Annotated in this window: 17 protein-coding genes; 8 read left to right on the plus strand and 9 right to left on the minus strand. The window is 72.6% G+C overall.

From position 1 onward, the window contains the following. Window positions 1-41: 41 nt before the first annotated feature. Window positions 42-839, plus strand: coding sequence for an arsenate reductase/protein-tyrosine-phosphatase family protein (locus Mam01_RS16490; RefSeq protein ID WP_204286191.1), 798 nt, complete (start codon window positions 42-44; stop codon window positions 837-839). A gap of 16 nt (window positions 840-855) precedes the next feature. Then, window positions 856-1,233 carry a VOC family protein gene (locus Mam01_RS16495; RefSeq protein ID WP_204286192.1) on the plus strand — a complete coding sequence of 126 codons (378 nt, stop codon included), beginning with the start codon at window positions 856-858 and terminating at the stop codon, window positions 1,231-1,233. 8 nt (window positions 1,234-1,241) lie between these two features. On the opposite strand, the gene Mam01_RS16500 is transcribed toward Mam01_RS16495, so the two are convergent. From Mam01_RS16500 to Mam01_RS16510, 3 genes are all read right to left on the minus strand, one after another. Then, complete coding sequence (locus Mam01_RS16500) at window positions 1,242-2,042, minus strand: GNAT family N-acetyltransferase (protein ID WP_204286193.1); 801 nt, start codon at window positions 2,040-2,042, stop codon at window positions 1,242-1,244. Between the two features lie 8 nt (window positions 2,043-2,050). Further along, window positions 2,051-3,478 (minus strand): adenylosuccinate lyase, encoded by a 1,428-nt coding sequence (gene purB, locus Mam01_RS16505; protein WP_204286194.1) that lies wholly within the window; start codon window positions 3,476-3,478, stop codon window positions 2,051-2,053. 125 nt (window positions 3,479-3,603) lie between these two features. Further along, a complete protein-coding gene (locus tag Mam01_RS16510; RefSeq protein ID WP_204286195.1) occupies window positions 3,604-6,879 on the minus strand; it encodes an efflux RND transporter permease subunit in 3,276 nt (1,091 codons plus the stop codon). Between the two features lie 112 nt (window positions 6,880-6,991). On the opposite strand from Mam01_RS16510, the gene Mam01_RS16515 reads away from it, so the two are divergent. The 3 genes from Mam01_RS16515 (at window position 6,992) to Mam01_RS16525 (ending at window position 9,470) form a co-directional block, all read left to right on the plus strand. Next, window positions 6,992-7,747: a MarR family winged helix-turn-helix transcriptional regulator gene (locus Mam01_RS16515; protein ID WP_239101361.1), complete on the plus strand. Its 756-nt coding sequence runs from the start codon at window positions 6,992-6,994 to the stop codon at window positions 7,745-7,747. 74 nt (window positions 7,748-7,821) lie between these two features. Next, on the plus strand, window positions 7,822-8,595 hold the full coding sequence (locus tag Mam01_RS16520; RefSeq protein ID WP_204286196.1) for an SDR family NAD(P)-dependent oxidoreductase: 774 nt from the start codon (window positions 7,822-7,824) through the stop codon (window positions 8,593-8,595). 320 nt (window positions 8,596-8,915) lie between these two features. After that, a complete protein-coding gene (locus Mam01_RS16525) occupies window positions 8,916-9,470 on the plus strand; it encodes a hypothetical protein (protein WP_204286197.1) in 555 nt (184 codons plus the stop codon). 31 nt (window positions 9,471-9,501) lie between these two features. Here the strand turns inward: Mam01_RS16525 and Mam01_RS16530 are convergent, their stop codons facing one another. Next, window positions 9,502-9,981 (minus strand): pyridoxamine 5'-phosphate oxidase family protein, encoded by a 480-nt coding sequence (locus Mam01_RS16530; protein WP_204286198.1) that lies wholly within the window; start codon window positions 9,979-9,981, stop codon window positions 9,502-9,504. 188 nt (window positions 9,982-10,169) lie between these two features. Between Mam01_RS16530 and Mam01_RS16535 the strand changes: the two genes are divergently transcribed. Then, window positions 10,170-12,230: a cellulose binding domain-containing protein gene (locus Mam01_RS16535; protein WP_239101362.1), complete on the plus strand. Its 2,061-nt coding sequence runs from the start codon at window positions 10,170-10,172 to the stop codon at window positions 12,228-12,230. Window positions 12,231-12,338: 108 nt separating this feature from the next. Here the strand turns inward: Mam01_RS16535 and Mam01_RS16540 are convergent, their stop codons facing one another. From Mam01_RS16540 to Mam01_RS16560, 5 genes are all read right to left on the minus strand, one after another. After that, complete coding sequence (locus tag Mam01_RS16540) at window positions 12,339-12,503, minus strand: hypothetical protein (RefSeq protein WP_204286199.1); 165 nt, start codon at window positions 12,501-12,503, stop codon at window positions 12,339-12,341. A 34-nt stretch (window positions 12,504-12,537) separates the two neighbouring features. Next, on the minus strand, window positions 12,538-13,152 hold the full coding sequence (locus tag Mam01_RS16545) for a class I SAM-dependent methyltransferase (RefSeq protein WP_204286200.1): 615 nt from the start codon (window positions 13,150-13,152) through the stop codon (window positions 12,538-12,540). 4 nt (window positions 13,153-13,156) lie between these two features. Further along, window positions 13,157-14,149 (minus strand): helix-turn-helix transcriptional regulator, encoded by a 993-nt coding sequence (locus Mam01_RS16550; RefSeq protein ID WP_204286201.1) that lies wholly within the window; start codon window positions 14,147-14,149, stop codon window positions 13,157-13,159. Between the two features lie 66 nt (window positions 14,150-14,215). Then, window positions 14,216-14,896: a response regulator gene (locus Mam01_RS16555; RefSeq protein WP_204286202.1), complete on the minus strand. Its 681-nt coding sequence runs from the start codon at window positions 14,894-14,896 to the stop codon at window positions 14,216-14,218. Window positions 14,897-14,900: 4 nt separating this feature from the next. After that, window positions 14,901-16,034, minus strand: a complete 1,134-nt coding sequence (locus Mam01_RS16560; protein ID WP_204286203.1) for a sensor histidine kinase — start codon at window positions 16,032-16,034, stop codon at window positions 14,901-14,903. A 227-nt stretch (window positions 16,035-16,261) separates the two neighbouring features. Here Mam01_RS16560 and Mam01_RS16565 point away from each other — a divergent pair, with 227 nt between their 5' ends. Then, entirely contained in the window at window positions 16,262-17,773 is a 1,512-nt protein-coding gene (locus Mam01_RS16565; protein WP_204286204.1) for a nitrilase-related carbon-nitrogen hydrolase, read from the plus strand. A gap of 173 nt (window positions 17,774-17,946) precedes the next feature. Next, window positions 17,947-19,764 (plus strand): PQQ-dependent sugar dehydrogenase, encoded by a 1,818-nt coding sequence (locus Mam01_RS16570; protein ID WP_204286205.1) that lies wholly within the window; start codon window positions 17,947-17,949, stop codon window positions 19,762-19,764. Window positions 19,765-19,792 lie beyond the last annotated feature (28 nt).

Below are 19,792 nucleotides of genomic sequence, written 5' to 3' on the forward strand. Positions count from 1 at the left end.
GGGGCAGATCAATCAAACCAGTTTGATGTACCATGCTCGTCATGGTGTCGTCCGCGCACGCCGTCCCGCCGGCGTTCGTCCGGCTGGCCGCGCACGCGGTGCGGTGGCGGCTGCTGAGCGAGCTCGCATACGGCGACCTGCGCGTGCGGGAGCTGGTGGCGCTGGTCGGCGAGCCGCAGAACGTGGTCTCCTACCACCTGCGGCTCCTGCGCTCGGACGGGCTGGTCACGGCCCGGCGCAGCAGCCACGACGGCCGTGACAGCTACTACCGCCTGGACCTGGAGCGCTGCGCGGAGACGCTGGCCGCCGCGGGCACCGCCCTGCATCCCGCGCTGCGCCTGGTGCCCGCACAGCCGGCGGCCGCGGGCGATCCGGTCACGTCCCCTGCGACGCCCGCCGTGACGTCCTCGGTGCTGTTCGTGTGCACCGGCAACAGCGCCCGCTCGCCCGTCGCCGAGGCCCTGCTGCGTCACCGCGCCGGCGGCCGCGCCGACGTGGCCAGCGCGGGCAGCCACCCCAAGCCCCGTACGCACCCCGACGCCGTTCGCGTGCTGCGCAGGGGGTACGGCATCGACATCGCCGACCGGCGGCCCCGGCATCTGGACACGCTGACCGGCCGCCGCTTCGACTACGTGATCACTCTGTGCGACAAGGTCCGTGAGGTCTGCCCCGAGCCCGGCGGCCACTCGCGGCACCTGCACTGGAGCATCCCCGACCCGGCCGCCACCGGCGACGGGACCGGCCAGGCCGGTTATCCGGCGTTCGAACGCGCCGCCGCCGAGATCGACACCCGCATCCGCTACCTGCTCCCCGTCCTCACCCACCCTCCACGAACCTGACCGAGGAGGCACAACCATGACATCACCCGACCGGTTCGCCGGCGTCCGCTACATCGTCAACGACGTGCAGGCGGCCGTCGACTTCTACACGACGCATCTGGGGTTCACCCTGCGGGCCGCCGCCGCGCCCGCCTTCGCCGACGTCGTACGCGGGCCGCTGCGGCTGCTGCTGTCCGGCCCGGCCAGTTCCGGCGCCCGCGCCACCCCGGACGACGCGGGGGCCGCCGGCCGCAACCGCGTCCACCTGATCGTCGACGACCTGGACACCGAGGTCGCCCGGCTGCGGGCCGCGGGCCTGCCGTTCCGGAGCGACGTGGTCACCGGTCCCGGCGGGCGGCAGATCCTGCTCGCCGACCCGGCCGGCAACCTGGTCGAACTGTTCCAGCCCGCCTGAGGCCGGGCTCAGCGGCGTACGGCGGCGACGCCGAGGCCGCGGCGGGAGAAACCCAGCCGTTCGTAGACGGCGATCGCCGGGGCGTTCCAGTCGTCGACCATCAGTGCCGCCCGCCCGTGCGCGTCGAGCAGCGCGGACGCCGCGAACCGGCACACCCGCTCCCCCAGCCCGTGCCCCCGCGCGGGCACGGCGGTCGCGACGCCGGCGAGCAGCCCCACCGACGGCGCGGACCACGCGTCGGCCGCGACCGCCAGCAGCGCCCCCGCGCCGTCGCGGATCCCGGCCCACCGGCGCACCCCCGGCAGGCCCGGCACGGCGTACGAGTGGGGGTGGGCGGCGGCGAGCAGGGCGGCCACCTCCGGCTCGTCGGCGGGTTCCAGCCACCCGGCCTCCGCCCCGATCGACCATGCGCCCGCCGACGCCCCCTGCGCCGGGTCCGGGGCGCCCGCACGCGGCGGGGCGAGCTTCTCGGCCGTCATCCAGGTGAAGTGACCCGCGAGCTCCAGCTCGGGCGCGGCGCGGACCACCTCCTCCAGGAGAGCGGCCTCGCCGAGCGGCCGGAACGACGGGCCGGCCTCGGCCAGGGCGTGCCGCAGGAGCGGGACGACCCGGGCCGGCTCGCCCCTGACCACGAGGCGGTCGCGCCGCGCCAGCGCCGGGCTCGCCACCGCCACCGCGTCGCCGTACGCCCAGGCGCGGACGCCGGGCCGCATGCCCTGCGCCGCCCACATGACGAGGTCGGCGTCGCCGGAGGCGGCGGCGACCTCGGGCTCACCGGCCAGCGGGCTCACCGACGGGATCGGCCGCACCGGCGTCCCTACAGGATCGCGCCGGGGGTGTAGGCGGCGGCGCCGGGATGGCGCGCGGTGATCTCCCCGGCCCGCGCGACGACCGCCGCGACCTGACCGGCGGCGGCTCCGGCGAAGGTCGACCGGTCGGCGAGCAGCGCGTCGAGTTCGGCGCGGCCGAGCGGGAAGCGCTCGTCGGCGGCGAGGCGGTCGAGCAGTTCGTTGCCGGCGCCGCGCGAGCGCATGGCCAGCGCCGCGGCGACGGCGTGCTCCTTGATGACCTCGTGGGCGGTCTCGCGGCCCACCCCGGCCCGTACGGCGGCCATGAGCATCTTGGTCGTGGCGAGGAACGGCAGGTAGCGGCCCAGCTCGGCCTCGATGACGGCGGGGAACGCGCCGAACTCGTCCAGCACGGTCAGCATGGTCTCGGCCAGGCCGTCGAAGGCGAAGAACGCGTCGGGCAGCGCGACCCGGCGCACGACCGAGCAGGACACGTCGCCTTCGTTCCACTGGTCTCCGGCGAGCTCCCCGGCCATCGAGGCGTACCCGCGCAGGACCACGGTGAGGCCGTTGACGCGTTCGCAGGAGCGGGTGTTCATCTTGTGCGGCATCGCCGACGAGCCGACCTGGCCCTCCTTGAAGCCCTCGGTGACGAGTTCGTGCCCGGCCATCAGGCGGATCGTCTTGGCCAGGGAGGAGGGGGCGGCGGCCAGCTGCACCAGGGTGGTCAGCACGTCGTAGTCGAGCGAGCGGGGATAGACCTGCCCGACGCTGGTGAAGCGGCGGGGGAAGCCGAGGTGCGCGGCGACGCGGTCCTCCAGCGCGGCCAGCCGGCCGGAGCCGCCGAGCAGGTCGAGCATGTCCTGCGCGGTGCCGACGGGGCCCTTGACGCCGCGCAGGGGGTAGCGCTCGAGCAGGTTCTCCAGCCGTTCGTAGGCGACGATCAGTTCGTCGGCGGCGGTGGCGAAGCGCTTGCCGAGGGTGGTGGCCTGCGCGGCGACGTTGTGCGAACGGCCGGCCATGACGGTGGCGGCGTGCTCGGCGGCCAGGCGGGCCAGGCGGGCCAGCAGCGCCACGACCCGGTCGCGCACCAGCAGCAGGCTGTCGCGGATCTGCAGCTGCTCGACGTTCTCGGTCAGGTCGCGGGAGGTCATGCCCTTGTGGACGTGCTCGTGCCCGGCGAGGGCGTTGAACTCCTCGATGCGGGCCTTCACGTCATGCCGGGTGATCTTCTCCCGGTCGGCGATGGAGGCGAGGTCGACCTGCTCGGCGATCTTCTCGTAGTCGGCGATCGCCTGTTCGGGGACGTCGATCCCGAGGTCGGCCTGTGCCTTGAGGACGGCCAGCCAGAGCCGGCGCTCCAGCACCACCTTGTGCTCGGGTGACCACAGGCGGGCCAGTTCCGGCGAGGCGTAACGGGAGGCGAGGACATTCGGGATACGCGGCTTGGCACTCACGTTGGCCCAGTCTATTGAGGGCCGCCGCCCGCCGGACGCGGGAGGACCCCGGGACGGTCGTCGCGGGGACCGTCCCGGGGTCCTCCCTTCCTCCATGCTGCCCTCATGGCGCCGTCACAGGCACCTCATCGGGCGGGTTCGAGGGCCTCCTCGTCGTACACCGTGACCTCGCCGTCGTCGCCCCCGGGCCGGGCGGGAGCGCGGCGCATGCGCTCCTTCAGCCGTTCGACGATGACGTAGAGGGCGGGCACCAGGACCAGCGTGAGCAGCGTCGAGGACAGCAGGCCGCCGATCACGACGATGGCCAGCGGCTGGGAGATGAACCCGCCCGACCCGGTCACGCCCAGCGCCATCGGGGTGAGCGCGCAGATCGTCGCGATCGCGGTCATCAGGATGGGACGCAGGCGGCGCCGGCCGCCCTCGATGACCGCCTCGGTCACGCCGAGCCCCTGCTCGCGATACTGGTTGATCAGGTCGATCAGCACGATGGCGTTGGTGACGACGATGCCGATCAGCATCAGCATGCCGATCAGGGCGGGCACGCCGAGCGCGGTGTCGGTGACCAGCAGCAGTCCGATGGCGCCGGTCGCCGCGAACGGGATCGACACCAGCAGGATCAGCGGCTGCACGAGGCTGCGGAACGTCGCCACCATGATCATGAAGACGATCGCGATGGCGATCAGCATCGCCATGCCGAGGTCGGCGAACGCCTTCTGCTGGTCGGAGCTCGCGCCGCCGATCTTGTACGTCACCCCGGACGGCAGCGTCAGGGTCTTCAGCTTGTCGGTGACCTTGGCAGTGATCGCGCCCAGGTTGGAGGCGTCGGCCGCGCCCGACACGGTCGCGGTGCGGTCGCCGTCCTGGCGGGTGATCTGGGTCGGCCCGTCGGCCTTGACGACGTCGGCGACATCGGACAGCTTCACCAGGCCGGTCGCGGTGGGCACGGTGAGCTTCTTGATCGCGGCGAGGTCGTCGGGGGCGTCGCCGGACCCGCGCAGGATCACGTCGCTGGAGCGGCCGTCCACGTCGATCGAGCCGACCGGCGCGCCGCGGAACGCCTGCGCGACCAGCTGCCCGACGCCGGCCTCGGTCAGGCCGCGGGCGGCGGCCTTCTCGCGGTCCACGTGCACCTCGACCCGGGGGATGCTGTCTTCGAGGTTGGAGGAGACGTCCCGCAGGCCGTCCACGCCGGCCATGGCGTCGCGGACCGAGGCGGCGGCCGTCTTCAGCGCGTCCTGATCGGGCCCCTGCACGATGACCTGCACCTGGTCGGAGTTGAACCCGCCCCCGCCGCCGTTGCCGCCGACGGTGACGTCGCCGATGCCGGACAGGCCCTTCAGCCGCTCACGCAGCCGCTCCTCCAGGACGGGCGTGTCCACGCCCTCCTGCAGGGTGACGGAGTAGGAGGCGCGGTCGGAGGCGCCGCCCAGCCCGCCGAGGAAGCGGTTGCCGCCGCCGACCGTCACCTGGTAGGACTTCACGTCCCGGTCGGCGGCCAGCACCTCCTCGATCTCCTTGGCGGCCGCGTCGGTGGTCGCGAGGTCGGTCCCGGCCGGCATCCGCTGGCTGATCTGCGTGGTGTCGTTGCCGGAGGAGTCGAGGAAGTTGGTCTTCAGCTTGGGCGCCAGCGCCATCGTCGCGGCGAACACCACGACGCCGATGAGCACCGTCACCAGGCGCCGCCGGGTCGCGAAGCGCAGCACCGGCAGGTAGATCCGCTGCAGCGGGCTGCGCAGCTCCCTGCGCTCGGCGTCCTCGCGTACGGCCTGCGCCTCCTGCGGGGTGAGCTTCGGCGCCTTGAGGAACCAGTACGCCAGGACCGGGATGACGGTCAGCGCGACCAGCAGCGACGCCAGCAGCGCCACGGTGACCGTGATGGCGAAGGAGCTGAACAGCTCCCCGACCAGCCCGCCGACGAAGCCGATCGGCAGGAACACCGCGACCGTGGTCAGCGTGGAGGCGGTGACCGCGCCGGACACCTCGCGTACGGCCGTCAGGACCGCACTCCGTTTCTCCTCGCCGTAGGCGAGATGGCGCTTGATGTTCTCCAGCACCACGATGGAGTCGTCGACGACCCGGCCGACCGCGATCGTCAGCGCGCCCAGCGTGAGCAGGTTGAGCGAGTAGTCGCCCGCCCACAGCGCGATCAGGGCGATCACGACCGACAGCGGGATGGACACCGCCGTGACCAGCGTCGAACGCACCGACAGCAGGAACACCAGGATGACGAGCACGGCGAACGCCAGGCCCAGCAGGCCCTCGGTGGTGAGGTCCTCGATGGACCTCTCGACGTACGGCGCCTGGTCGAACACGACGTTCAGCTCGGCGCTGTCGCCGAGAGCGCGGGTCAGCCCCGGGAGGGCGTCGTTGACGTCGTGGGAGATCTGCACCGCGTTGCCGTCGGGGACCATGGTGATCGAGACGCCGAGGCTGGGTGAGCCGTTGGTGCGGGTGATGGTGGTCGCGGTGGCGTTCTCGATCTTGATGTCGGCCACGTCGCCCAGCTTGACCGGCTTGGGCGCCCTGGCCGGAGCCGCCGCGCCGCCCGCCGCACCGGCTCCCCCGGCTGTCGCGCCGCGCCCGGCCGGCGCCTGGCCGGGGAGCCCCTGACCCCCGGCCGCCCCGCGCTGGCTTCCGCCCGCCTGCCCGGCCGGGGCGCTCGCGGGGGTGAGGTACAGGTTCTCCAGGTCCTTCACCGAACGGACGGGATCGCCGATCTGCACGGTCAGCGACTTGCCGTCCTCGGTCAGCGTGCCGGCCGGGATGGACACCCCGTTGGCCCGCAGGAGGTCGGGAATCGCGGCGGCCGACAGCCCCAGGAAGGCCATCTTGCCCAGATCGGGGGTGATGACGACCTGCTGCTCGCGGGCTCCGCTGACGGTGACGTCGCGCACGCCCTCGATCGACTGCAGCTCCGGCACCATGATGCGCTCGATCTTGTCGGCCATGGCGTGCTCGTCGCCGCCGTCGCCCACGGCGATCGCCATGACCGGGATGTCGTCGGTGCTGCCCGCCACCACCTGGGGGTCGACGTCGGCCGGAAGCTGCGCCTTGATCCGGCTCACGGCCTGCTGCATCTTGCCGGTCATCTGGTCGATGTCGGTGCCGTACTCGTAGGCGACCTGCACCTGCGACATCCCCTCACGGGAGGTGGAGGTGATGTCGGTGACGCCGGCGATGCCCTGGAAGGCGCTCTCGATCGGCTTGGTGACCTGCTCCTCCACGATGTCGGGAGCGGCCCCGGGATAGCTCGCCACCGTGAAGGCCGCCGGGAACTCCAGGGACGGGAAGAGCTGTTGCTTCAGCGAGGGGATCGCGAAGAGGCCGAATCCCGCGAGCACCAGCGCGACCATGATCACGAGTGCGCGGTTGGCAAGGCTCAGCCTGGCCAAGGAGGTCATCCGAACTCCTGACAACGGAGGAAGTGTTTGGCGCAACCCTAACACTTCGCATGGCCCTAACATTTAGCCGGTGTATTAAACGCTGGTAACCTCTCGTGACGAGAGGTGGAACGTGAACGACAGCGCAGCCGAGCGACGCCCCCGCACCGGAACGGGATCCGAGGAGACCCCGTACGCGAGCCGGGAAGGGAGCCCGGAGACGGACCGGACGAGCGGCCCCCGCCCCCCGGCCGGCCGCCCGTACGCCCACGCCCGCGCGGACGAGGCCACCCCCGGGGAGGCCACCGCGGAAGAGGAGACCGAGCGCGGAGAGATCATCACCAGGCTCGCGGATCTCCAGCGTAGCCTGGGCCGCTTCTTCGCGCGCGACCGCTCGATGCCGCTGATGGCCTCCACGTTGACCATGCAGCAGTTCAAGGTCGTCATGCTCCTGTCGTTCGCGGGGCCCACCTCGGGCCAGGAGCTCTCCCGCCACCTCGGCGTCGGCCTGGCGACCGTCACCGGCATCGTCGACCGGGTGGTCGCGCAGGGCCTGGTCACCCGGCACGAGGACCCCCACGACCGCCGCGTACGCCTGGTCGAGCTCACCGAGGCGGGGCGGCGGCTCACCGGCGAGATCATCGAAGCCGGCACGGGCGGCTACGTCCGCCTCCTGCGGCGGCTCGACACCGAGACCCTGCGCACCATGGAAACGGTCATGCGCAAGATCGAGGACGCGATGCGCGACCTGCACGCCGAGGAGACCGTCACCGATGCCGTGAACGGCGTCATCGACGACCTCTCCTCCGGCGTCGCCGCCCACGCCACCGAGGCCGCCGAGGCCGCGGACGATCCGGCGTCCACCAGAGGGCTCCCCCGGCGCGGCTGACCGCCCGCGCGGCCCGTGGGAGTGCGCAGGGGTGGGCGCCGGACCGGGGCGGGCCGCTGCTAGCGTCACCCGATGTGCCGATCCACATCGAAGAGCTCTTCTCGCTGACCGGCCGGGTGGCCCTGGTCACCGGAGGCAGTTCCGGCATCGGATACGCGATGGCGGAGTCCCTCGGGCGTGCGGGGGCGGCCGTGATCCTGGTCGCCCGCCGGGAGAGGGAACTCGCCGAGGCCGCCGCCCGGCTCGACGGCCACGGAGTGCGGGCGGCGACGATCAGCGCCGACCTCGGCGACCGCGCCGCGATCGACCGCGTGTGCGAGCAGGCGCACGGATTCTTCGGCGACGTCGACATCCTCGTCAACGACGCCGCCAACAACATCCGCAGGCCCATGGCCGACCTCACCGCCGGCGACTACGACCAGACCATCGCCGTCAACCTCACCGCGCCGTTCCTGCTCGGGCAGCACTTCGGCCCCCGGATGGCCGCCCGCGGCTGGGGACGGATCATCAACGTCGGCTCCCAGCAGTCGATCAGCGCCTTCGGCGACAGCGGCGTCTACGGCGTGTCCAAGGCCGCCGTGTGCGGGCTGACCCGTTCGCAGGCCGAGGCGTGGTCCGGCCGCGGGGTCACCGCCAACACGATCGTGCCGGGATTCGTGCTGACTCCGCTCAACGCTGCCGCCCAGGCCGTCCCCGGGCGCGTGGAGGCGATGGCCGCCCGGACCATGACCGGCCGCAACGGCGTCCCGGGCGACTTCCGCGGCGTGGCCGTGTTCCTCGCCTCCGACGCCGCGTCGTACGTCACGGGCCAGGCCATCTGTGTCGACGGCGGCTTCAGCGTGCACTGACCGGGCGGCGCGCCCGCCGGAGGACCGGTGCCGCCGCCACCGGATACCGGCCACCCCGGAGACACCCCGGAGGCAGCCTGGAGACGCCGTCACTCGGAGCCGCAACCGGTGCAGGCCCCGGCGGCCGCACTCCAACACGCTCTCGCCCGTCCATCTGGGCGGGTGCCCTCCGCACGGCCTTCCACACGGCCTTTCGCAGAGCCGGTCGACCGGCGTCCCCGATGCCGGTGGGCATAGTGACAGAGCACCGTTCCTTGGCTACTCATCGTCACTACCGGGGTCCCACGCCGGGTAGGAGGGTCACGTCCCGGCGGAACCAGATGAGCGACAGCGAACGCCGGGGCAGGAACAGGAAGGCACGCACCGAGATGTCCCGCTACCGCACGCGGAGCCCGCGCGGCGCGATCGTCCCCGCGACGGACCTCGCGCCAGTCACCACGACGGTTCCCGCGATCCGGCGGCCGGCCCTGGCCCCGCGCCCTGTGGCCCCGCCCGTGGCCGCGTTCCTGGCCGCGTTCCTGGCCGCGATGGCCATACCGGCGGCGGGAATCGCCACCGCGCGGCCGGCCGCCGCACAGGTCACCTCGCCCCATGTCCGTACGGCGGCTACCGCGTTCCACGCGCCCCACCCCGGCGGCGGTGGCGGCGGGGGTCAGATCATCAGCGGCGGACAGGCCACCGGCGCGCAGGGCAGGTCGGGTGCGGGCAGGTCCAACCAGAACTTCAACGGCCTGCAGGCTCCCACGTTCGTCATCGGACGGACCCAGCAGGTGATGACCGGAGTCGGCGGGTACGCCGGGCAGGCCCTCGTCTGCGGATCCCGGCCCGCCGTCTGCCTGGCCGGGCAGAACATGCCCACCCACTTCAGGTCCTGACGCCCCCCGCCGCGCGCGGCGGCGGGAAGGGTCAGCGGCGGCGGACCACCCGGTGACCGGCGCCCTCGTGCCACATCTCGATCACCAACTGCTCCCCCGACTCGTCCACGCGCGTGTGGACCACCTCGGTCACCTCGACCCGGAACAGGTGGGAGTCCTCCCCCGGCGGCACTCCGTACGCCTCGCGCGCGGCCGGGTCGGTGACCTCGACGGCCCGCCCGGCCAGCTTGGCCTCGCCGTCCCAGGAGGCCGGATCCCCCTCGTCCGGGTCGACGGAGGGGCCGTGGATCGCCACCCGCGGATCGCGGCGCAGGTCGAGCGCCTTCATCGCCCCCGGCATCGACCCCAGCCACACCTCCCCGTCCTTGAACTCCACCTCGGTGCCGCTGATGCGCGGCGAGCCGTCCCGCCGCAGCGTCGCCATCGTCTTGTGCCTGCCCTTTCCCATGCTCGCCAGCACGCGCGCCGCCAGCGCGGGAATCTCCTTCTCGATCTCCTGCCAGGAAGCCATGCGGCCATCCTGCCGGACCCCACCGACATTCCTCCGGTCCACCGCGCGGCGGTGAGACCAGGCGGATGAAAGTTGCACGCCCCGCCTAACTCCCCCGCAGCTCATGACCGCGCACGAGGCGTTCTCCTTGACCGTTCCACACGGCCTCATCACGATCGCACGGCAAGATCCTCCAGCAAAGGGACGTCATGAGCACCCTGCGTACCACCAGGCCGGCCCTCGCGCTCCTCATGGGCGCAGTGGTGGCCGCCCAGACCCTCGCGGGCATCCCCTCCGCCAACGCCGAGGCGGCACCGGTCAACGTCACCGTCAACACCCGCGCGGCCTTGGCCGTCGCGTCCGACACCGCCGTGGGCACCAACCACGCGATCTGGGACTCCAACCTCGGGACGAACGAGACCGCGGACCTCCTCAAGGCCGCCGGTGTGAAGATGCTGCGCTACCCCGGTGGGTCGTACGCCGACATCTACCACTGGAAGACCCACACCGCCCCCGGCGGCTACGTCGCCCCCGACACGGACTTCGACACCTTCATCCGCGGCGCGCAGCGCACCGGCGCGCAGCCGATCGTCATCGCCAACTACGGCACCGGCACCGCCGAGGAGGCCGCCGACTGGGTCAAGTACGCCAACATCACCAAGGGCTACGGCGTCAAGTACTGGGAGATCGGCAACGAGAACTACGGCAACGGCCACTACGGCGCCGACTGGGAGGCCGACGACCACGCCGACAAGACCCCGGCCGAGTACGCCAGGAACGTCGTGAAGTACGCCGACGCGATGAAGGCCGTCGACCCCACCGTCAAGATCGGCGCGGTGCTCACCACCCCCGCCAACTGGCCCGACGGCATCGTCGCCGAAGGCGACCAGGCCACCTGGAACAACACCGTCCTGTCGATCGCCGCCTCGAAGATCGACTTCGTCATCCTGCACTGGTATCCCCCGCACACCGACGTCGCCGACGTCCTCACCAAGACCGCGCACATCCCCGACATGATCTCCATGGTCAAGCAGCAGATCACCAGGCACGCGGGCGCCCGCGCCGGTGACATCGGCATCGCCATGACCGAGATCAACAGCGGGATCGCGTACAACACCCAGCCCGCCGCGCTGTTCGCCGCCGACGCCTACGCGGGCCTCATGGAACAGGGCCTGTTCACGATCGACTGGTGGAACGTCCACAACGGGATCGGCACCGTCAGCACCGTCGCCGGCCACACCGACTACGGCGACTTCGGCATGCTGTCCAGCGCCGGCTGCACGGGCGACGTCTGCGAACCCCCCTTCAACACGCCCTTCGCGCCCTACCACGCGATCTCCATGGTCAGCGCGTTCGCGCGGCCCGGCGACCAGTTCGTCCGCGCGGCCACCGACGAGCCGCTGGTCGCGGCCCACGCCGTCCGCCGCCCCAACGGCGACCTCGCCGTGCTGCTGGTCAACCGCGACCCCGACAACGAGCGCCAGGTGAAGATCGGCTATGCCGGGTTCGCCCCCGCCGCCGAGGCGCCCGCGGTGTCCAGCCTCACCAACGGCGCGACGTCCGTCAGCACCGGCCACGGCGGCACCGCCACCACCCAGACCCTCCCGCCGTACTCGGTGACCACGCTGGTGCTGCACCCGGCGGCGGCCACCACAGGCGCCCCCGCGGCGCCCGGGCAGCCCACCGTCAGCGGCGTCACCGACAGGACCGCCACCATCTCCTGGCCCGCCTCCGCACCGGGCGCCGCCCCCATCGCCAAGTACGAGATCCACCGCCAGAACGGCGCCGTCACCGAGCAGCTCGGCGAGACCTCCGTCACCTCCTACGTGGTGCACAACCTCAACCCCGGCACCCGCTACACGGTCAACGTGATCGCCCGCGACACCGCCGGCCGCGTCTCCTGGGCCTCCGCTCCGCTCACCTTCACCACCGGCTCTCCCGACGAGAGCTCCTGCGCCGTACGCCTGACGGACACCACCGACTGGGCCAGCGGGTTCGTCGGCAACGTCGACATCACCAACACCGGCACCGCCGCCCTCGACGGCTGGACCCTCAACTTCACCTGGCCCACCACGTGGCAGAGCGTCAGCAGCGGATGGAGCGCCAACTGGACGCAGAGCGGGAAGTCCGTGACCGTCACCAGCACACCGGACAACCGCAAGCTCGCCCCCGGCGCCACCACCTCCATCGGCTTCGTCGGCGCCTACAGCGGCCCCAACGTGCTGCCCACCGCCTTCACCCTGAACGGCACCGTCTGCACCACCCGGTGACCCGGGCCTCCTGAAGACGAGCACGGCGCGGCGTACCGGCCGGTGAACCCGGTACGCCGCGCCCCGGGCAGGGCCTCAGCGGCTTCAGCCAGGGAGCGGCGTGCCGTTCTAGCCCCGCTCGACGACGGCGTGCTCCGACTCGGCCGGCTCCGCCGCCGCGACGGAGTCGCCGGCCTCGGCTGGAGCCCGCAGCTTCCCGATCGCCGCCTCGTCCCCCCGCTCGGCCAGCCGCCTCGTCGTGGCCGAGGACTCGCCGTAGGCGCGGGCCCACACTCGCAGCGCGCCACCCCCCGCGCGCTCTGCCCGTTCAGGGCTCGGGCTTGCGCCAGACGATGCTGTAGCGGAACAGCGGGTGCCGGCGATACCGGGAGCCGGGCAGGATCTCGGCGGCGATCGCCCGCATCTGCGGGTACGTCACCGGCGGCGGCCACACCGTGGGGGACGGATGCTGCCAGTGGCCCTTCGTGACGCGGAGGAAGGTGCCGAGGACGGTGCCGGCCAGGTCGTGCGGCAGGTCACCGGGCAGGGTGCTGCGCGCCAGCCCGACGACGGCCAGGACGCCCCCGGGACGCAGCAGGTCGCGCATGCGGGCCAGCCCGGTCGCGGCGTCCATGTGGTGCAGGGTGGCCACGGACACCACGACGTCGAACGAGGCCGGTGCGAAGGGGTGGGTGAGGAAGTCGCCGAGGATGTAGTCGACGTCGCCGGGCTGCTCGCGGGCCTGCTCGATGCTGGGCGCGTCGAGGTCGACGTCGAGGTCGATGCCGACGACGCGCGGCACCGTCCGCCGGAGCTCGCGAGCGAGCATGCCCTCGCCACAGCCCACGTCGAGAGCCCGCTTGGCTCCATCGGGAACCGCCCGCAGGATGCGGGGATGGTAATGGATGTTGTGGTTCCATCGCCTGCCGCCGTTCGCTGACATGGGCTCATCCTGCCGTGCCGGGCTCCTGCTCCGTGCCGTACAGCCGGGACAGGTCGGCGACGGCCTCGGCCATCAGCGCGCGCAACTCGGGCGGTTCCAGCACCTCGACCAGGGTGCCCAGGCGCAGCAGCAGCCACCGCGCGTGCGTGAGCGACTCGATCGGCACCGTCAGCCGCGTCCACCCGCCGGGCTCGGAGTGCCCGTTCGCCAGCGCCTTGTCGGCGACGTCGCCGCCGAGGGTGTACCGGAACAGGTCCTGCCCGCCCGGTGCGAGCCGTACGACCGCCTCGGCGGTGTACATGCGCGCGGCGAACCCCTCGGCGAAGCCGCGCCAGAACTCCGCGAGGTCGAAGTCCGGCGGCCGTTCGAAACGCTCGTCGAGGACCTCGGCCTCGATGATCCGGCCCACCCGGTAGGTCCGCACCGTGCCGGAACAGGCCGCGGCCAGATACCACGAGCCGCCCTTCAGCACCAGGCCGTACGGATGCAGCAGGCGGTCCACCTCGGCCGGGCCCCAGCGGCGGTACCGCATGCGGAGCACCCGTTCCTCCCAGACCGCCTCCGCGACCTCCGTGAGGAACGGCGCCTCGTCGGCGCTGCGGTACCACCCCGGCACGTCGAGGTGGAACCGCTCACGCATCCGGGCCGCGTGCGACCGCGGCCCGGGCGGCAGCGCGGCCAGCAGCTTCAGCTCCGCCGCCGCCGCGAACTCTCCCAGCCCCAGCTCGGCGGCCGGGCCCGGCAGGCCCGCCAGGAACAGCGAGGACGCCTCCTCCACGGTCAGCCCGTTCAGGCGGGTGCGGTAGCCGTCGAGCAGCCGGTAGCCGCCCAGCGGCCCGCGGTCGGCGTACACGGGCACTCCGGCGGCGGAAAGCGCCTCGACATCCCGATAGACGGTCCGGACCGACACTTCGAGCTCTTCGGCGAGTTCGGCGGCGGTCACCCTGTTGCGGGTTTGGAGCAACAGGAGCAGGGACAGCAACCGACTGGCACGCATGTCAACCAGTCTGCCACCTTTACAATGTAGATCAATAAGCAGGAGGCGGCGTGCGGCACCAAGTCGTCAACGCCGGTCGGTGGGGGTCATCTCCTGCTCACCCGCGACGACCAGGCCGGACTCGTACGCGAAGACGACGGCCTGGGCCCGGTCGCGCAGGTCCAGTTTCGTCAGCAGATTGCTCACGTGACTCTTGACCGTGTGCTCGGAGACCACCAGGTCCGCGGCGATCTCGGCGTTGGACCGGCCCCGTGCGAGCAGCCGCAGCGTGTCCGTCTCCCGGTCGGTGAGCTCACCGAGCCGCCGCTGTAGCCGGGGCCGGGCACGTCCACGCCCGACGAACTCGGCGACCAGACGCCGGGTGATCGCGGGGGCCAGCAGCGACTCCCCCGCGGCCACCAGGCGGACGGCGCGTACGAGGTCGTCCCGGCGGACGTCCTTGAGCAGGAAACCACTGGCCCCGGCGCGCAGGGCGTCGTAGACGTACTCGTCGGCGTCGTACATCGTCAGGACCAGCACCTTCGCGCAAGTCCTGCGACACACCCGTGCGGTGGCCTCGACGCCGTCCACGCCGGGCATCCGGATGTCCATGAGCACCACGTCCGGCTCCAGTTCGACCGCCTTCGCGACGGCCTCGGCGCCGTCGGCCGCCTCGCCGACCACGGCGATGTCGTCATGGGCGCCGAGGATCATCGCGAAGCCGCCGCGGAACAGGTCCTGGTCGTCGGCGACGAGCACGCGCAGCACGCCGTCAGCCGATCGGCAGGGTCGCGGTGACCGTGAGACCCGGGTTCCCCGGCCGGACGGCAAGCCGGCCGCCGCACGCCGTGACCCGCTCCCGCATCCCGATCATGCCGTGTCCCTCCCGTAGCTCCCGCCCGCCCCGGCCGTCGTCGGCGACCTCGACGTCCAGGGTGTCACCGGACCAGCGGACCCGTACGCGGACGGTGCTCGCGCCGGCGTGCCGGATCGTGTTGGTCAGCGCCTCCTGGACGATCCGGTACGCCGCGACGTCCACGTCGGAGGGAAGGCGCCGTGGCTCACCCCGCATGTCGGCGGAGACGTCCAGGCCCGCCCGGCGGGCGTTGTCCAGCAGGCCGGGCAGGGCGTCGAGCCCGGGTTGCGGCCCCCGGGCCGGAGCCGGGCCACCGGGCCCCTCGCTTCCGCGCAGCGCGCCGAGGATCAGGCGGAGCTGGCCGATCGCGTCCCGCCCCGCCTCCGCGATCGCCTCGAAGACCGCCTCGGCCTTCTCCGGGTGATCGCGCACCACCAGCGGGCCGGTCTCCGCCTGGATCACCATGAGGCCGACCGAGTGGGTCACGATGTCGTGCATGTCGCGGGCGATCCGCGTGCGTTCACGTGCGACTGCGGCGGCACGTTCCTCGCGGACACGAGCTTCGCGCTCCCGTTCGGCCGCACGGCCGGCCCGCCGGGCTCGTGCGCTCACACCGAGGGCGTACGCGGCGACGATCGCGGTGAGGAGGTAACGGTAGGTCTCCAGGTTCTCCTGCGGGACGACGAGCGACACGGCCACGCCGGCGGCGAGGCCCGCGACGCCCCCGGCGCGCCGTGCCCGGGAGAGGTCCGCCGCCGCGAACGTGTAGGTGCATACGAGCACGCCGTAGGGCAGCAGCAGAACCAGAGCCCCGGAGTGCGGCAACGGCTTCACCGCGATCGCTAGGACCGTCGTGGCGCAGCCCACGACGGCCCCGACGGGGAGGATGGCGCGGCGCCGCCACAGCACGGGCACCGACATCAGGACGGCGAGCGCCACGGCCCACCACGGCTGCCGGTACGGGACCAGGAGGGGTGTCACCGTCATCACGGTGACGACGGCGGCGATCGCGACGTCGGCCCTTGATGGACTCAGGATGCTCGCCCGCATGACCGGCTCCGGGGTTGTCGGAGAGAACCCGGCAAGACTATGCGCGCGCCCCCGCCGTCGCCTCCCCCGCTCGGCTGACGGCCGTCTCACTCCTTCGAGTGAGACCCGCTGCCACGACTCTCCGAGCCGTCCCGGTCCCCGAGACCGGGACCCGGACCGCTCCCGCCGGTGATGTGCGTCCAGGCCGGGTCCTGGAGGGTCGGGGCGGCTGAAAAGGAGGCTGCACGATGAACTCACCGATCCGGCGTCTGGCCGTGGCGCTCGCCGCCACGGCGCTGTCGGCGACGCTGTTGCATTTCGGCACCGGGCTCACGCCGGTGCCCTGGCTCACCTGGCTCGCACCGCTGCCGGTGCTCGTCCTCGCCCACCATGCCGGCGCTCGCACCACGTTCCTCGCGGCGTCGGCCGCCTGGCTCGGCGGCGAGACGGCGATGTGGGGCTACTTCCTCGGCACAGTGCAAATTCCGCCGCCGACGGTCGTGTCGTTGGTCGTCGGGTCGGCGCTGCTGTTCGGGCTGGTCGTCCTGTCGTCCCGGGCGCTGGTGCTGAGGGGACGTCCGCTGACGGCCGCCGCCGTCGTGCCGGCGGCCTGGGTCGCCGTCGAGTACGCGTTCTCGGTCCTGTCGCCGAACGGGGCATGGTGGAGCCTGGCCTACACCCAGGCCGACGTCCTTCCGGTCCTGCAGACCGTCTCGGTCACCGGACCGTGGGGAGTCACGTTCCTGGTCCTCGGGGTCCCCGCGGCCGTCGCCGTGTTCTTCGCACCGCGGGCGGCCGGGCGGCTGCGGGTGGCGGTCGCCGCCGCGACCATCCTGGCCCTGGCGCTGGGGTACGGCGCCTGGCGGCTGCGCGCGCCGTACGGTGAGGGCGCGGAGAAGGTGGCGCTGCTCGCCACCGACCGGATGACGGACGGCTGGGTTCCGGTCGCCTCGGCGGAGGGACGTGCTCTCCTCGGGCGGTACACGGCGCGGATCCCGGGCCTCGCCGCACGCGGCGCGCGGGTCGTGGTCATGCCGGAGAAGGTCTTCATCGCCGACGACGCGACGCTGCCCGTCCTGGCGGCGCCGCTGGCGCGGCTCGCCGCCGACCACCACGTCGACATCATCGCCGGGCTGATCCTCAAGCGGTCCGGCGTCCTCCGCAACGCGGCCGTCGACTTCCCCGCCGACGGGAGCCGGCCGGTCGAGTACTTCAAGCACCACCTCATCCCCGGGCTGGAAAGCGACTTCCAACCCGGGGACCGCAAGGCCTTCGTGCCCGGTTCGGGCCTCCGCTGGGCGATCGCGATCTGTTTCGACCTTGATCTGCCCGGCCTGGTGCGCGACTACCGCAGGAGTGGCGCCACGGCGCTCTTCGTGCCCGGCTGGGACTTCGGCCAGGACCGCTGGCTGCACGGCAGGATGGCGGTCACCCGGGGTGTCGAGACCGGGCTCACCGTGGCGCGTGCGGCGCGGGACGGCGACCTGGTCGTGAGCGACGCCAACGGCCGGATCCGGACCGAGGCGCACAGTGCGGACGCGCCGTTCGTGTCCGTACTCGCGGCGCTGCCCAGCGGCTCGGCCGACACGCTCTACACCAGGTTCGGCGACTGGTTCGCCTGGGCCTGCGCTCTCCTGCTGCTGCTCGCGCTCGCGTCCCTGACCCGCATCCGGGCCGCGGCAGGCGGGCACCCCAGCGGCCGAGGGACCCAGGCCGCCGGTGACGACCGGATCATCCGCGTCCGGCCTGCGGCTCGCTGACCCTCACCATCGCCGGCGCGGGGTCTGAAAGTTTCCTCACCAGGGCCCCGGCGGCGGACGAAAACGCAGGCCGCCGGACCGGGCCCCCGCCGGACCGTTGCCTCGGACGCGGAAGACGCTTTCGATGATTGACAAGCCGGTATGCGGCCCCCCTCCCCTCCCGGGAGCACGTGATGCCCAAGCGTCTGTCCGCGGCACTCGCGGCCGTCCTCTGCGCCATAACCGCCGCCGCGGTGCTCGTCGCGACCCGTCCGGCCCCCGCGGGCGCGGCGACCGGCGGATTCGACTTCACCAGGCCGCAGGTCGCCGTCACGGGCCTGCAGACACCCTGGGGGATGGCGTTCCTGCCTGACCGCAGCGCCCTCGTGACCGAACGCGCCACCGCGGACATCTGGCGGGTGTATCCGGGAACCACGCCCACCCGGGTCACCACCATCCAGAACGTGTACACGACGGGCGACGGTGGCCTGCTCGGCATCGCCCTGTCCCCTGCCTTTTCGCAGGACCTGTTCGTCTACGTGTACCTCACCAGCGCCTCCGACAACCGCGTGGTCCGGTTCCGGTGGGGCTCCCCCAACGCGCAGCAGGTCGTCCTCAGCGGCATTCCCCGCGGCCAGTCCCGCAACGGCGGGCGCATCGCCTTCGGCCCCGACGGCATGCTGTACGTCGCCACCGGCGACGCCGGCAACCCCAACAACGCGCAGAACGGCACCCTGGGCGGCAAGATCCTGCGTGTCAGGCCCGACGGCACGGTGCCCGCGGACAACCCGTTCGCCGGATCGCCGGTCTACAGCTACGGCCACCGCAACGTGCAGGGCCTCGCCTGGGACGTGGGCGGCCGGCTGTACGCCACGGAGTTCGGCGAGGACGCCTGGGACGAGCTCAACGCCATCGTTCCGGGAGGCAACTACGGCTGGCCGTCCTGCCAAGGTGTGTGCGGCGACGCACGCTGGCGTGACCCGATCCTGACCTGGCGCCCGGCCGATGCGTCGCCCAGCGGCCTCGCGTACGCCAACGGGACGCTCTTCGCCGCGGCCCTGCGCGGAATGCGGCTGTGGGCGGCGCCGGCCGCGGGCGGCTCGGCGGGCACCCCGGTGGCCGAGCTTCAGGGGAGGTACGGACGGCTGCGCACCGTGGCCCTCGGTCTGGACGGCTGGCTCTGGGTGACGACGAGCAACCACGACGTCGGCGGGACTCCTGTCCTCGGCGACGATCGGATCATCCGGATCCCGCCCGTCGACGGCGGGCCGCCGTCCTCGCCATCAGCCGGTCCGTCGCTCTCACCGTCGGCCAGTCCGTCACCGTCGCCGTCGCCGTCCGGCGGCTCCTCGCCGTGTCTCTCCCCATCGCCCAGCCCTTCACCGTCACCGAGCTCGTCGCCGTCGCCCAGCCCTTCCGCGACGCCGTCACCAAGCCCCTCGCCGTCGGTCAGTCCTTCAGTGACGCCGTCACCAAGCCCCTCGCCGTCACCAAGCCCCTCGCCGTCACCAAGCCCCTCGCCGTCACCAAGCCCCTCGCCGTCACCATCGCCAAGCGCCTCACCGTCCCCGTCACCAAGCCCCTCGCCCAGTGCCTCGCCGTGCCCCTCTCCAACGCCCAGCCCTTCACCGTCGCCAAGCCCCTCGCCGTCACCCAGCCCTTCCGCGACGCCATCGCCCAGCCCGTCGGCGTCCACCGGTACGCGTTCGTGCGAAGCGACGATCCGCTTCATCCTCTCGTGGACGGCGGCCTCACGGGGCGAACTGACGGTGCGGAACACGGGAACGCTGCCCATCTCCTCGTGGACCGTCACCTTCAGGGTCCCCAACGGTCTGAGCTACGTGCAGATGTGGAACGGCGGCCCCACCCCGCCGGGAGCCATGGTGACCGTCACCAACCAGCCCTGGAACGGCGCGCTGCCGCCGGGCGCGTGGGTGACGATGGACTTCGCGATCGGCTGGTCCGGCGGCGCTGTCCAGGCGCCGTCGCCCATCACCTGTACGGCCAACTGACCCCCAAGCTGAGTCGCTCAGGATCGGC

Source organism: Microbispora amethystogenes (assembly GCF_016863015.1).
In the GTDB taxonomy this organism is placed as follows: Bacteria; Actinomycetota; Actinomycetes; order Streptosporangiales; family Streptosporangiaceae; genus Microbispora; species Microbispora amethystogenes.

What these genes read in the sequence shown, in the direction of transcription:
- Mam01_RS16545 (WP_204286200.1), bottom strand. Translation starts at nt 13,152, where the DNA reads ATGTCAGCGAACGGCGGCAGGCGATGGAACCACAACATCCATTACCAT.
- Mam01_RS16570 (WP_204286205.1), top strand. Translation starts at nt 17,947, where the DNA reads ATGCCCAAGCGTCTGTCCGCGGCACTCGCGGCCGTCCTCTGCGCCATA.
- Mam01_RS16560 (WP_204286203.1), bottom strand. Translation starts at nt 16,034, where the DNA reads ATGCGGGCGAGCATCCTGAGTCCATCAAGGGCCGACGTCGCGATCGCC.
- Mam01_RS16550 (WP_204286201.1), bottom strand. Translation starts at nt 14,149, where the DNA reads ATGCGTGCCAGTCGGTTGCTGTCCCTGCTCCTGTTGCTCCAAACCCGC.
- Mam01_RS16510 (WP_204286195.1), bottom strand. Translation starts at nt 6,879, where the DNA reads ATGACCTCCTTGGCCAGGCTGAGCCTTGCCAACCGCGCACTCGTGATC.
- Mam01_RS16525 (WP_204286197.1), top strand. Translation starts at nt 8,916, where the DNA reads ATGAGCGACAGCGAACGCCGGGGCAGGAACAGGAAGGCACGCACCGAG.
- Mam01_RS16535 (WP_239101362.1), top strand. Translation starts at nt 10,170, where the DNA reads ATGAGCACCCTGCGTACCACCAGGCCGGCCCTCGCGCTCCTCATGGGC.
- Mam01_RS16565 (WP_204286204.1), top strand. Translation starts at nt 16,262, where the DNA reads ATGAACTCACCGATCCGGCGTCTGGCCGTGGCGCTCGCCGCCACGGCG.
- Mam01_RS16495 (WP_204286192.1), top strand. Translation starts at nt 856, where the DNA reads ATGACATCACCCGACCGGTTCGCCGGCGTCCGCTACATCGTCAACGAC.
- Mam01_RS16490 (WP_204286191.1), top strand. Translation starts at nt 42, where the DNA reads ATGGTGTCGTCCGCGCACGCCGTCCCGCCGGCGTTCGTCCGGCTGGCC.
- Mam01_RS16530 (WP_204286198.1), bottom strand. Translation starts at nt 9,981, where the DNA reads ATGGCTTCCTGGCAGGAGATCGAGAAGGAGATTCCCGCGCTGGCGGCG.